Consider the following 12,940-nt stretch of genomic DNA (forward strand, 5'->3'; position numbering starts at 1 on the left):
CGCCCGGACCAAGGGCCCGGGCGCAATGGATTTCCCTGCGCGGAAAAGCGAGTTAGCCCGCCATGAGCTCCTGACCAAAATCATCGTCATAGCCCTGCCCCGAGAGATCCCAATCACCATGGGCACTGGGCGTTGGAGCCGAAGCGAAAGACGAAGACGAGGGTTTGAACTGCGCCACCAGTTGCGCCAGCTCGGTCGCGGCCTGCTGCAACGACTTGCCTTGCTCACTGGATTTCAGAACCATGCTCGCGTTCTGCTGCGTCACCCTGTCCAGCTCGGTCATGCCCGAGTTGATCTCGGATATGGTCGAGGCCTGCTCACCGGATGACTCTGCGATCTGGCTGGCCAGGGTCGACACCGACTGGATCTTGGTGATGATCTCGTCCAGAGATTTACCAGCCTCATCAACCAGTTCCACGCCGATCTTGACCTTTTCCGAGCTGCTCTGGATCAGTTCCCGGATTTCATTCGCCGAATTGGCCGACTTCAGCGCCAGCGACCGCACTTCGGAGGCCACCACGGCAAAACCACGGCCGGCCTCACCTGCGCGCGCCGCCTCAACCCCGGCATTCAGCGCCAGCAGATTGGTCTGGAACGAGATATCGTCGATCACGCTGTTGATCTCCGAAATCTTGCCCGAGGCCTCATTGATCTCCTGCATGGCCACGACGGTCCGCTTCACGATATCGCCGCTGCGCATCGCCTCGCTGGTGGTTTCGGCAATAGTGCCTTCGACCGCTTTTGTCTGTTCGGTGGCGGATTGTACATTGGAGGTGATATTGTCCAGTGCAGCCGCAGTTTCTTCCAGGGTCGCCGCCTGATTTTCGGTGCGGCGGGACAGCTCGTCCGTGCCAACCGCCATCTCGCCGATCTGACCTTCGATATCTCCGACCGTGCTCAGCACCCGCCCGATCACGTCATCCAATGCTTCGGCGGTCTGGTTGAAGTCGGAGCGCAGCGCGGCGTATTCAGCACTCATTTCCGTGGTGATCCGGTATCCGAGGTTGCCTTTGGACAGGTTATTCAGACCGTTCGCCAACTCCTGAACCACATCTGCCTGCTCCTTCGCGGCAGCGCGGGACTGCCCCTCAAGCTCGGCATTGGCGCGCATCGCCTCGACGAATTCGACAACCGCAGCAGCCAGACGCCCCAACTCGTCGCCTCGCGCCTTTTCCGGAACCGCGCTGTCGGTGTCACCATTGCGCAGCGCATCGATACGATCAACGATCCGGTCCAGCGGACGCGTGACCGAGGCGGCAGAGAAATAGACGATCAGGCCAATTGCAAGGCAGATCGCAAGACCGATGACCGCCGACTGCAGATAGAGAGCAGAGACGGTGTCCTGGATCGCGCTGTTGTCAAAACCCATCACCATTTCACCCACAACGGTGCCATCGGTGAGGGAGATCGGAAACTTGACGTAGACCACTTGATTGACCTCGGTGGTCTTCTCTTCCTGCGGATCCGCCAGCAGGGTTTCCACCGCCCCGGTAACTTCCGCGCGCCGGTCCTCGCTCACGAACACCTCGGTAAAGGTCTCACCATCGACCACGACCTGCGCGAACAGAGCGTTTTCCATATCGGCCACGCCCTGGATCACCCCCTGCGCCGCATCACTGTTGAAATCCCAGACCGCTGCAGCGACCGGAGGCCCGACAAACCGTTGCGCCAGCCCGACCTCATCCTCGAAGGCGTCAATCAAGGCGCTGCTGTGCTTGGACGCCCAGAAGACGGTGTAAGCAATGTTCGATACAACAATGCAGGCGAGGATGGGCAGCAGCAGTTTCTTCTTGATGGACATGCCCAAGAAACGTGAAAGCTGGCGTTTCATTATGGTGCTCCGGTTTGGTGACGAACGTGTCAGTGATCTTGAGGCCAGGCTGCATGCAGAGCTGCGTACACCCCCGGCAAGCAGGGTTCCGGGTTCAAAAATTCTTTTTGGAGGCGCCACGCATGGCGCCCCGTTTTCCCGAAGGAGAGGTTATGCGCCTGCCGCACGCAAAGGGTCGTTCCCCCGCGAAGGCAGATTGCACAGGGTGGCAGGCGCGGGCCGGGTTAGACCGACACGCCTGCCACCGCTGCGGATCAGAAGGACATGTAGTTGTCTTCCAGCGCGTCCCGGTATTTGTCGGTCCAGCGGGTGTTGATCTCCTGGATGGTTCCATCTGCTTCCAGCTCACCAAAGCAGCGGTCGAAATCAGCAGCAATCGCCGGATCCCGGAAGCTCATGACATAGGGGCTGGGTTCAAAGATGGCGCGGAATTCAAGCGGCTGGCTGGCGTCGACACCAGCGGAAGAACCAGCTTCCTGCAGCTGGCGGCTGAACTCTGCGAAGAGCATGCCATCGCCCAGAATGCCATCGACCCGCTTGCCATAGAGCAGCTTGCTCTGGGTCTTCTGGTCAGCCATCTCGCGATAGGATTTGAAGCCTGCGGTTGCCCCATCCAGACCGGGAATGATGTTGCTCGCGCCCTCAAAGGCCACGATGTTCCAGCCATCCAGATCCGACAGCGCATCGGCCTGCTGCCCTGAAGAGGTCAGGAACGAAACACCATTCTGATAGTTGATGTAGGTCTTGGTTTGTGTCCCGGCTGTGGGCATGCCCAGCGGCACGGTGGCCACCGCATCACCAGACCCTTTTTCGAAGGACTGCCAGTGACGGGTAAAAGGCTGCACCTTGAAAACAGCGCTGTGGCCGCAGTGCCCCAGAACCGCCGAGATAATCTCAGCCTCGCGCCCGGTGCCATCCTGATTGATCATCGGAGGCAGATCACCGGCCATGACTGTAATTTCGGCCGCGACTGCGGGATTGGAAAAGACGAGAAGAGACGCAGACACACATGCTGCAATTCCGAACTTCATACTTCGCTCCTGGTATTGAGTACCAAGCCAAAGAAGTCGATTCGTCTTAACGGGTGCTTATCACTCACGCGCCTGTAGGTTGCAAAAAAGGTCATAACTTCGCGAAAAATTGACCTGCACATAAAATGTGCATCAATGTGGAAGCGCCTCGAAAGCGGCGCGAAATATTATTTCCAAAACAAGCCACACTTTGAACACTTACGTCTCTCTGGAGGGTCAACGTATTCCCGCGCAAACAGAGATAGTCGGCCGCCGAAGGCAATCCGCCAATAGAAAACGGGCCCCAAATGGGGCCCGCTGTCCTTCTTCAATTGAGACCGCGCCTTACTCTGCCGCTTCGGCGTAGTCCTCCAGCGGCGGGCAGGTGCAGATCAGATGGCGGTCACCATAGACGTTGTCGACCCGGTTGACCGGTGGCCAGTATTTGTCGACGCGGAAGGCGCCCGGCGGGAAGCAGCCCTGTTCGCGGCTGTAGGGACGGTCCCAATCCTTGACCAGATCCTCCATCGTGTGCGGCGCGTGTTTCAGCGGGTTGTTCTCCCCGTCGATACGGCCTTCCTCGATGTCGCGGATCTCTTCGCGGATCGACAGCATGGCCTCACAGAACCGGTCCAGTTCGGCTTTGGTTTCGGATTCCGTCGGCTCCACCATCAGGGTACCTGCCACCGGCCAGCTCATCGTCGGGGCGTGAAAACCGCTGTCCATCAGACGTTTGGCAACATCGTCCACGGTGACATGAGCACTGTCCGCATAGGGGCGAGTATCCAGGATACACTCATGCGCGACGCGGCCCGAGGGACCTTTATACAAGACGTCGTAGGCCCCTTCGAGCCGCTTGGCGATGTAGTTAGCGTTGAGGATCGCCACCCGCGTCGCCTGGGTCAGACCGGCGCCCCCCATCATCAGGCAATAGGCCCAGCTGATGGTCAGGATCGAAGCCGAGCCGAAGGGCGCACCCGACACCGGACCTTCTTCGCCGCCGGTTTCGGGATGGCCCGGCAGGTGCGAGACCAGGTGCGATTTCACACCGATCGGTCCCATGCCGGGGCCGCCGCCGCCATGCGGGATGGCAAAGGTCTTGTGCAGGTTCAGGTGGCTGACATCGCCGCCCAGATCACCGGGACGGGACAGGCCGACCATGGCGTTCATATTGGCGCCGTCGATATAGACCTGACCGCCCAGATCATGGGTGATCTTGCAAACCTCATGCACGGTTTCCTCGAACACGCCATGGGTCGAGGGATAGGTAATCATGCAGCCCGCAAGGTTGTCGCGGTGCTTTTCCGCCTTGGCCCGGAAATCGTCGAGGTCGATATCACCGTTCTCGGCCGATTTCACCACCACGACCTTCCATCCGACCATCTGCGCCGAGGCCGGGTTGGTGCCATGCGCCGAGACCGGGATCAGGCAGATGTTACGGTGCCCTTCGCCGCGCGCCCGGTGGTAGGCTGCAATGGTCAGAAGACCGGCGTATTCACCCTGCGCGCCGGAGTTCGGCTGCATCGAAATCGCGTCATAACCGGTGATCTGACACAGTTTGTCGGACAGATCCGTCACCATCTCACCATAGCCTTCGGTCTGGTCTGCCGGGGCAAAGGGGTGGATATGGGCGAACTCGGGCCAGCTGAGCGGCATCATTTCGGCTGCAGCGTTCAGCTTCATGGTGCAGGAACCCAGCGGGATCATCGCCCGGTCCAGCGCCAGATCGCGATCCGCAAGACGACGCATGTAGCGCATCATCTCAGTCTCAGCCCGGTTCATGTGGAAGATCGGATGGGTCAGGTAGTCCGAGGTCCGATGCAGGTTCTCTGGCACCCGGTATTCCGGGGTGAAATCATCATCCTTGCGAACAATCCCAAAGGCGCGCCAGACGGCTTCGATGGTTTCCGGACGGGTGGTTTCATCCAGCGTGATCCCAACCCGGGTTTCACCGACGCGGCGCAGATTGATACCTTCATCGACCGCGGATTTCAGGACTGCCGCCTGCAACGGGCCCACATCAACGGTGATGGTGTCAAAGAACACCTTGGGATCGACCTTGAAGTTCGCCTCTTCCAGCCCTTTGGCCAGACGTACGGTCTTGCGGTGGATACGCTGCGCAATCGCCTTCAGCCCCTTGGGACCATGGAAAACGCCATACATCGAGGCCATCACAGCCAGCAGCGCCTGCGCGGTACAAACGTTCGAGGTCGCCTTTTCGCGGCGGATGTGCTGTTCGCGGGTCTGCAGCGAAAGGCGGTATGCCTTGTTGCCATGGGCATCGACCGAGACGCCGACGATCCGGCCCGGCATCGCGCGCTTGTAGGCATCCTTGGTCGCCATATAGGCCGCATGCGGCCCGCCTGCCCCCATCGGTACGCCAAACCGCTGGGTCGAGCCGACAGCGATATCGGCGCCCATGGCACCGGGCTCTTTCAGCAGCGTCAGCGCCAGCGGGTCGGCAGTGACCACGGCGATTGCCTTGTGCGCGTGCAGCTTTTCGATATGGGGGGTGAAATCGGTCACGTGACCATAGGTGCCGGGATACTGGAAGATGGCGCCAAACACCTGCTCGGGGTCCATCTTCTCCGGATTGCCGACGATCACCTCGATGCCCAGCGGTTCGGCGCGGGTCTTGATCACGGCGATGTTCTGCGGGTGGCAGTCGCGGTCGACGAAAAACGCCTTGGCCTTGGATTTGGCAACCCGCTGCGCCATGGTCATCGCTTCGGCGGCGGCGGTGGCTTCATCCAGAAGCGAGGCATTCGAAATTTCCAGACCGGTCAGATCGGAAATCATCGTCTGGAAATTCAACAGCGCCTCAAGACGACCCTGCGAGATTTCCGGCTGATAGGGGGTGTAGGCCGTGTACCAGGCCGGGTTTTCCAAAATGTTGCGCTGGATCGCGGGCGGGGTCACCGTGCCATGATAGCCCTGCCCGATCAGCGAGGTCATCACCTTGTTCTTCTGGGCGACTTCGCGCATGTGGAACAGCAGCTCGCGCTCGGACAGCGGGCGACCAAAATCCAGCGCAGCCTTTTGCCGGATCGACGCCGGAACGGTGTCGTCGATCAGCGCATCCAGACTGTCGGCGCCCACGACGCGCAGCATCTCGTCCATCTCCTCGGGAGACGGGCCGATGTGGCGGCGGTTGGCAAAGTCATACGGCAGGTAGTCCGTCGGTTCAAAAGACATGAGGCACCCCTTCAGGTTCATGTTTCAGGCAAAACCCTATCATTCGGGCAGGCCCGTTCGCACAGCGCAGAGGTTCCCCGCCCCCGGATCTAGCGGCGGGGAATGAGAAATCAGCCGATGAACGCCTTGTAACCGGCTTCGTCCATGTAATCGTCCATCGGAGACAGATCGGACGGTTTGATCTTGAAGAACCAGGCTTCGCCTTCGGGGTCTTCGTTGACCTTGCCCGGCTCATCCGCGATGGCTTCGTTGATCTCGACGATCTCGCCGTCCAGCGGCGACAGGATGTCCGAGGCAGCCTTGACGGATTCGATCACCACGATCTCTTCGTCCTTGGTCACTTCGCTGCCAACCTCGGGCAGTTCGACGAACACCACATCGCCCAGCTGTTCAGCAGCATGGGCGGTGATGCCCACGGTGATGATCTCGCCTTCGGCCTGCAGCCACTCGTGTTCTTCGGTATATTTCATGTCCACTTTCCCTTTGAACAAACGCGCCTGTTTTTCTGTTTCAGCGCTTGAAGTTGGCCGCCACGAAAGGCAGCGTTGCAACGGTGACGGGCGCACGTTTACCGCGCAGCTCGCCATAGATACGGGTGCCGGGCGTGGCCATGTCCGCAGGGACATATCCCATCGCCACCGGGCCGCCCTCGGTGGGGCCAAAGCCGCCAGAGGTGATCTTGCCGATGGGCGCGCCGCCCTCGGGTTCGGCAAACAGCTCCACACCTTCGCGCATCGGCGCGCGGCCTTCGGGTTTCAGGCCCACACGGCGCATCGCCGGCCCCTCTGCCATCTCGGCAAAGACATGCGCGGCGCCCGGAAAACCACCTTCGCGGTCGCCGCCGGGGCGACGCACTTTCTGGATGGCCCAGGTGAGCGAGGCCGCCGCCGGGCGGGTCTCTGCGTCAATGTCATGGCCGTAAAGGCACAGACCGCCTTCAAGGCGCAGGGAGTCCCGCGCGCCAAGGCCAATCGGCTCTACATCAGCGTGCGCCAGCAGGCGGCGGGAAAACGCCTCGGCCTGGTCTGCAGGTACGGAGATCTCATAGCCATCCTCGCCCGTGTAGCCCGAGCGGGAGACCCAGATTTCGGCCCCATCTGCATCCAGGGTGGCCACATCCATGAATTTCATGTCCTCGGCGGCAGGCGCAATCGCCGAAAGAACCGCCTCGGCCGCAGGACCCTGCAGCGCCAGCAGCGCGCGGTCAGTAATGGGGGTAACAGTCACAGCCGGTTCCAGCGCCGCCTTCATGCGGGCGATATCGGCCTCTTTACAGGCAGCATTCACGACCACGAACAGGTGATCACCGCGATTGGCGAACATCAGATCGTCCTCGATGCCGCCCAGATCGTTGGTGAACAAACCATAGCGCTGGCGCCCTTCCTTGAGGCCCAGCACGTCCATCGGCACCAGCGTTTCGAATGCCTCGGCCACCGCCGCATAGCTCTCCCCGGTCAGGATCACCTGCCCCATGTGGCTGACATCAAAAAGGCCCGCCTTGGCGCGGGTGTGCTTGTGCTCGCCCATGATGCCCATGGGATACTGCACCGGCATCAGATACCCGGCAAAAGGCACCATCTTGCCACCCAGCTCTTCATGCAGGGCAAACAAAGGCGTCTTTTTCAAATCAGACGTGGTTTCATCAGACATGCGTGTCCGTCCCGTTGTCACGGCCGGTCCGATCCATCTGTTCGAATGGGTCCGGCATCCAAGTTCTGCGCAGATTTCGCCTGCACACTTCGATGCCCCCTCTGTCCCTTGCGCCTGAGATCGCTATCCCTTCGGCGCCCCGGCACCTACGCCGGGGTCTCTCCAGAGTTTACTGCGTAGGCGGTCCCTTTGGCCTGAGAGTTTCCGGGGCGGTTGCTCCTTCGGCACCGGTTGGAGCGAGGTGATTCCGCTCCGCTGCGGTTCTCCCGTCTGCGCGCCCCGAAGCTAACAGCGTGCCGCCCGCCGTTCAAGACGCAAACGGCAGCAATACTGTCGCTTTCAAGGAAGTTTGATGCCGATTTCAGAACAGGTTGAAATATTCGGCCTGTTCCCATTCGCTGATGGTGTTCAGGTAACGATCCCATTCGAAGCGTTTGAGATGGGACAGATACCCCGTGAAGCCCTCCCCCAGAACGCCACTGAACAGATCGCTCCCTGCCTCGAATGCCGCCAGCGCCGCGCCCAGCGATTTCGGCAATTCCTGCGCCCCCTCACCATAGGGAGAGGTCGTGGGCAACGGCGCCTTGAGCCCCGCCGCGATTCCATCGCCGCCCGCGATCAGCTGCGCGGCAAAGGCGTAATAGGGGTTTGCGGAACTGTCCGGCGCGCGGTTTTCGATCCGGCTCGCGGGATCGCCGGGCGCCATCAGCCCGCGCAGCATGGCGCCGCGGTTGTCGGCGCCCCACTGGATCCGGTTCGGCGCCAGCTGGAACGGCATATAGCGTTTGTAGCTGTTGACCGTCGGTGCGATCATCAGCGACGAAGCCTCCGCATGGGTCAGCAGCCCGGCAATCCAGCCCGACGCCTCGGCGCTGAGACTGCCATCCGCCTGTGGCATGAACAGGTTGCGGCCCGTGGCGATATCCTGCAGCGACTGATGCACGTGCCAGCCGTTGGCCATCGCGTTCTCCAGCCGCGGCTTGGCCATGAAGCTAGCGTGCAATCCTTCGCGGGCACATACCTCCTTGACCATGGTACGGAACATCACCATCGCGTCCGCCTGCGTCACCGGATCGGCAGGGGCAAAGGTCAGCTCGACCTGGCTTGGCCCCATTTCAATCTCGACCGAGCGCACCTTCAGACCCAGCCCCTGCGCGTTGCGGCGGATGAGATCCAGCACGCTTTCCATTTCGCCATAACGGGTTTCGGTCAGATACTGGTACCCCTGCGCCAGATTGCGGGTCTCAACCGGCGCGCCAGGCATGCCCGACTGACCGTGATCGCGGGCATCGCTGGTCCGCTCAAAGACCTGAAATTCCACCTCCAGCCCCAATGTTGCAGCCATGCCCTGCCCGGCCAGCCGATCCACCGCCGTCTGCAGCACGGCTTGCGAGGCAAAGGGAACCGGGCTGCCATCGCGCATCACCGGCGTGCAGAGGATCCAGGCCGAATGCGGCGACCACGGCAGTACGCGGAAAGTCTCCGGACGCGGCACCAGCAGCACATCACTCGCCCCCTGCATCAGGCTGGCAGGACCGTCATCTGCCTCGCTCCAGACGGGAAAGGCGGTGCGATGCGAGGTATCTTTCAACAGCAGGGTCGAAGGCACATTGAGCCCCGCAGAGAACAGGCTGTCAAAGGCGTCGGCCACGATGGTTTTGCCACGCAGGATGCCGTGCTGATCGGCAAACAGAACCCGGACGGTTTCTATACCCTCTGACCTGACCCTTTGCAGCAGATCCGCCGCCTCAGCGCGGCATGCATCGGACAAGAGGCCAAGACGGGCCAGCTTGCCTGTGGAAATATCTTCGGCCATCTCGCCTCTTTCATCGCTATGCATCCGACCCTACCGGGGCCGGTGCTGGCTGTGGTGTTGCGTTGCTTCCGGGACGGTTCAGACGCTCGCATCCCAGGAGCACTGGCCGCGGCGCGCATCGTCTGCCTCTTCCGCCGCCTTTTGCCAATCGCCGTCCTGGGCGATCGAGTCATTGGAAATAGGCCCGAAAATGCTGCCAAGGTCCAGTCCGCCCGCCATCGGCAGATCCGCTTCGCGGCCTTCCTTCACGGCCGCAATCGCCGCCCGCAGCATACGACGGTAGCGGATGATGGCCACATCCGACTTGCCCAGATGCTCCTGCGTGCGGTCCTGAATGGCGCCCATGCTTTCAACTGCCCATTGATCGTGCACGTTGATGTCGAGCCCCATGCCCGTATAGGTCTCGCTTTCCTGCTCGGCCGGGTTATAGCCGTATTCGTTGCGCTTGTTCTTTTTCGGCGCATAGCTGGGCAGCACGTGTTCCTTGAGGCGCTGTTCGCGCATCAGCTCCTTGTTCACCGGTTTGTCGAAGCTGGTGAACATCGAATACCAATAACAATTCTCGTCATCGATCGGCACGTGCCACTGGGTGATGGTCATTTCCCGGCTCATCGGAATGCAGATCGCCTCGGGGAAGATCTGGTTGGTGACCCGCACGTGGCTGCGGCCATCCTCCATGTGGCGCAGGGCGGTGATTTTCAGCCCGTGATCGGCCTCTTCCACCTGAATTTCCGGGCGCGGATAGTCGCGCAGCAGCTTGGTCATCGGAATTTCGGTGTTGCCCGCCTTATCGCGGAACTGCTTGCCATAGCTGTCGGCGGGATCTTCGTCCTGCAGGAACCGGTGCAGGAAAGAGGCATGCGCCGGGTCGATCCCCACTTCCATTGCCTGCAGCCAGTTGCACTCCCACAGGCCCTTGAAGGCAAAAACATGCGTATCGGGTGCGCGGAAACAGTCAAAGTTAGGGAATTCCGGTGGCTCCCCCGGCCCCATATAGGCCCAAACGATACCGTTCTTTTCGACCACCGGGTAAGACGCGGTCTGGATCTTCTCGTGCATCCGGCTGCCTTCCGGCTCACCCGGCTGCTCAACGCATTGCCCCGAACGGTTGAAATGCCAGCCATGGAAGGGGCAGCGCAGACCGTTATCCTCAAGCCGCCCATAGCACATGTCTGCGCCCCGGTGCGGACAGTGCCGCCCGATGAGGCCGAGCTTGCCTTCGGTATCGCGGAACAGCACCAGATCCTCACCCAGCAGACGCACCGGCACCACCGGGCGCCCCTGCTGCAGTTCATCCGAGAGCGCCGCAGGCTGCCAATAGCGGCGCAGTACCTCTCCGGCATCGCTCCCCTTTCCGACGCGTGTCAGACTGTCGTTGAGTTCCTGGCTGATCATGGCGGGATCCTTATTCCTGTCTGCAATAATTCGAACCGAAGGTAACAGGCTGCAACGAGTGACTTGACGAAGTTCGAAATACGCACCAATATATGTTCATACGCACAATTACTGCGCAGCCTGAGGATCGGTGTCAAGACCTGTTCCCCTTATGGCGAGCGGCTTCTTTGGGACTTCGAATGAACAAACCTCCTCAGGACCGGAACATTTCATCCAGCTTTGCCAAGGGTCTGGCCGTCATGGCGACCTTTGACGCCGAAACACCCAGCCTCACCCTGGCCGAAATCGCGCGCCGCAGCGGACAGGACCGGGCAACTGCGCGCCGGGGGGCCCTGACACTGGTGCAAGCCGGGTATCTGCGGCAGGACGGCCGCATGCTATCGCTGACGCCGCGGGTTCTGGCGCTCGCGGGCGGTTTCCTGCAGGCCAACCAGTTCGGCCACCGAGTTCAGCCGGTGCTGAACCAGCATGCCCGCAAGCTGGAGGTCGGCATCACCCTTTGCATTCTGGATCAGGACCGGGTTCTGCTGTTGGCACAATCCACCGTCGATCAAGGACCGGTCACCTACGGCTTTACTGCAGGGGCGCATATCCCGCTGCTGCACACCAGTCTCGGACGGATGCTTCTGGCCTGCCTGCCGCCCGAGGAGGCGGGCGAAGCCGTCGCGCGCGCGGATAAACCGCGCCATACGGAGCAGTCCCTGACCCACCCCGAAGACATCACCAATCAGGTCGACCTCGCCCGTCGTCAGGGCTGGTGCCTGACCGACAGCGAATTCGAACCGGGCATTCTTGGCCTTGCGGTGCCCGTCTCCGTTCCGGGACAAACTCCGATCGTGGTTGGCGCCTCCGTCCCGCGCGGAAACAACCCCGAGGCCGACACCGGCGATCTGCTGCAGGGATTACAACTCTGCGCCGCTGATTTGCGCCAGTCCAAAGCCGTGGACTGCCTCTGATCGTTGCCCGCTCGCACCCCGGGGCGTCGGCTCCGGGGCATATTCAAAAATTATTGAACAATGTTTTTACCACGCCGCACCTTGGACCCGCGCGCGCATCGGCTCATAGTCGCTCCTGACGCGCGGTAACCGCCTGCCCAAACAATGCCAGGCGGGACAGTCCGCGCCCCATCAGAGCCTCACAAAGGACGGCGGCACCATGACAGAGCGCAGCTATTTCACCCCAACAGGCGGGCACCCTGGGCAGGACCAGCTGCTGACAGACCGAGCCATGTTCACCGATGCCTATGCGGTCATTCCCAAGGGCACCATGCGGGACATTGTCACCTCGGTGCTGCCCGGCTGGCAGGGCATGCGCATGTGGGTGATCGCGCGCCCGCTCAGCGGGTTTGCCGAAACCTTCTCTCAGTATATCGTCGAGCTGCAACCGGGCGGCGGCTCTGACACCCCGGAAACCGATCCGGCTGCGCAGGGCAGCCTGTTTGTTACCGCTGGCCAGGTCGAGCTCAGCATCGACGGCACCGCGCATGTGCTGGAGGAAGGCGGGTTTGCCTATGTGCCCCCGGGCAGCGACTGGTCGCTCCGCAATCCCGGCGCAGACACCGCCTCCTTCCACTGGATCCGCAAACAGTGGCAGTCCGCACCGGGCCTGACCGCACCCGTCTTTTTCACCGTCAACGAAAAGGATCTGTCGCCCCATATGATGCCTGGAACCGAGGGGCGCTGGGGCACCACGCGCTTCATGGATCCCGAAGACCTCTCCCATGACATGCATGTGACCATCGTCACCTTTGAACCCGGCGGCACCATTCCTTTTGCCGAAACCCATGTGATGGAGCACGGGCTTTATGTGCTGGAGGGTAAGGCAGTCTACCGGCTCAATCAGGACTGGGTCGAGGTGGAAGCCGGTGATTTCATGTGGCTCCGCGCTTTCTGCCCACAGGCCTGCTATGCGGGTGGACCGGGCCGGTTCCGCTACCTGCTTTACAAGGATGTGAACCGCCATATGCCGCTCACGCCCCTGCGCTGAACGGCCGGGTCGGCGGCTTTTCCTCGGACGCCCCATTGCAAACCGCAGCCGCGACGC

At 61.4% G+C, this 12,940-nt stretch carries 9 protein-coding genes and 2 riboswitches; of the genes, 2 read left to right on the plus strand and 7 right to left on the minus strand.

Going from position 1 to position 12,940, the window contains the following annotated elements:
• Positions 1-52 precede the first annotated feature (52 nt).
• The 7 genes from SM766_RS02140 to SM766_RS02170 form a co-directional block, all read right to left on the minus strand.
• On the minus strand, positions 53-1,831 hold the full coding sequence (locus tag SM766_RS02140) for a methyl-accepting chemotaxis protein (protein ID WP_368946734.1): 1,779 nt from the start codon (positions 1,829-1,831) through the stop codon (positions 53-55).
• A 254-nt stretch (positions 1,832-2,085) separates the two neighbouring features.
• Positions 2,086-2,862 carry a transporter substrate-binding domain-containing protein gene (locus tag SM766_RS02145; RefSeq protein WP_368946735.1) on the minus strand — a complete coding sequence of 259 codons (777 nt, stop codon included), beginning with the start codon at positions 2,860-2,862 and terminating at the stop codon, positions 2,086-2,088.
• A gap of 324 nt (positions 2,863-3,186) precedes the next feature.
• On the minus strand, positions 3,187-6,036 hold the full coding sequence (gene gcvP, locus SM766_RS02150; RefSeq protein WP_368946736.1) for an aminomethyl-transferring glycine dehydrogenase: 2,850 nt from the start codon (positions 6,034-6,036) through the stop codon (positions 3,187-3,189).
• 110 nt (positions 6,037-6,146) lie between these two features.
• Complete coding sequence (gene gcvH, locus SM766_RS02155) at positions 6,147-6,506, minus strand: glycine cleavage system protein GcvH (RefSeq protein ID WP_065273332.1); 360 nt, start codon at positions 6,504-6,506, stop codon at positions 6,147-6,149.
• 40 nt (positions 6,507-6,546) lie between these two features.
• Positions 6,547-7,686: a glycine cleavage system aminomethyltransferase GcvT gene (gene gcvT, locus SM766_RS02160; protein ID WP_368946737.1), complete on the minus strand. Its 1,140-nt coding sequence runs from the start codon at positions 7,684-7,686 to the stop codon at positions 6,547-6,549.
• A 99-nt stretch (positions 7,687-7,785) separates the two neighbouring features.
• Positions 7,786-7,854, minus strand: a riboswitch (glycine riboswitch).
• Positions 7,855-7,857: 3 nt separating this feature from the next.
• Positions 7,858-7,965: riboswitch (glycine riboswitch) on the minus strand.
• A gap of 82 nt (positions 7,966-8,047) precedes the next feature.
• Positions 8,048-9,502 carry a glutamine synthetase family protein gene (locus SM766_RS02165; RefSeq protein WP_368946738.1) on the minus strand — a complete coding sequence of 485 codons (1,455 nt, stop codon included), beginning with the start codon at positions 9,500-9,502 and terminating at the stop codon, positions 8,048-8,050.
• Positions 9,503-9,580: 78 nt separating this feature from the next.
• Positions 9,581-10,897 carry an aromatic ring-hydroxylating dioxygenase subunit alpha gene (locus SM766_RS02170; RefSeq protein WP_065273329.1) on the minus strand — a complete coding sequence of 439 codons (1,317 nt, stop codon included), beginning with the start codon at positions 10,895-10,897 and terminating at the stop codon, positions 9,581-9,583.
• Between the two features lie 179 nt (positions 10,898-11,076).
• Between SM766_RS02170 and SM766_RS02175 the strand changes: the two genes are divergently transcribed.
• Positions 11,077-11,853, plus strand: coding sequence for an IclR family transcriptional regulator (locus tag SM766_RS02175; protein ID WP_065273328.1), 777 nt, complete (start codon positions 11,077-11,079; stop codon positions 11,851-11,853).
• A 199-nt stretch (positions 11,854-12,052) separates the two neighbouring features.
• A complete protein-coding gene (locus SM766_RS02180) occupies positions 12,053-12,883 on the plus strand; it encodes a bifunctional allantoicase/(S)-ureidoglycine aminohydrolase (RefSeq protein ID WP_368946739.1) in 831 nt (276 codons plus the stop codon).
• The last annotated feature ends 57 nt before the right edge of the window (positions 12,884-12,940 follow it).

The organism is Pseudophaeobacter sp. A-200-2 (assembly GCF_041008815.1).
GTDB lineage: Bacteria > Pseudomonadota > Alphaproteobacteria > Rhodobacterales > Rhodobacteraceae > Phycobacter > Phycobacter gallaeciensis_A.

Bases quoted from the DNA above. Each gene is read 5' to 3' on its own strand.
- SM766_RS02140 (WP_368946734.1), bottom strand. From the start codon at position 1,831: ATGAAACGCCAGCTTTCACGTTTCTTGGGCATGTCCATCAAGAAGAAA.
- SM766_RS02145 (WP_368946735.1), bottom strand. From the start codon at position 2,862: ATGAAGTTCGGAATTGCAGCATGTGTGTCTGCGTCTCTTCTCGTCTTT.
- gcvP (WP_368946736.1), bottom strand. From the start codon at position 6,036: ATGTCTTTTGAACCGACGGACTACCTGCCGTATGACTTTGCCAACCGC.
- gcvH (WP_065273332.1), bottom strand. From the start codon at position 6,506: ATGAAATATACCGAAGAACACGAGTGGCTGCAGGCCGAAGGCGAGATC.
- gcvT (WP_368946737.1), bottom strand. From the start codon at position 7,686: ATGTCTGATGAAACCACGTCTGATTTGAAAAAGACGCCTTTGTTTGCC.
- SM766_RS02165 (WP_368946738.1), bottom strand. From the start codon at position 9,502: ATGGCCGAAGATATTTCCACAGGCAAGCTGGCCCGTCTTGGCCTCTTG.
- SM766_RS02170 (WP_065273329.1), bottom strand. From the start codon at position 10,897: ATGATCAGCCAGGAACTCAACGACAGTCTGACACGCGTCGGAAAGGGG.
- SM766_RS02175 (WP_065273328.1), top strand. From the start codon at position 11,077: ATGAACAAACCTCCTCAGGACCGGAACATTTCATCCAGCTTTGCCAAG.
- SM766_RS02180 (WP_368946739.1), top strand. From the start codon at position 12,053: ATGACAGAGCGCAGCTATTTCACCCCAACAGGCGGGCACCCTGGGCAG.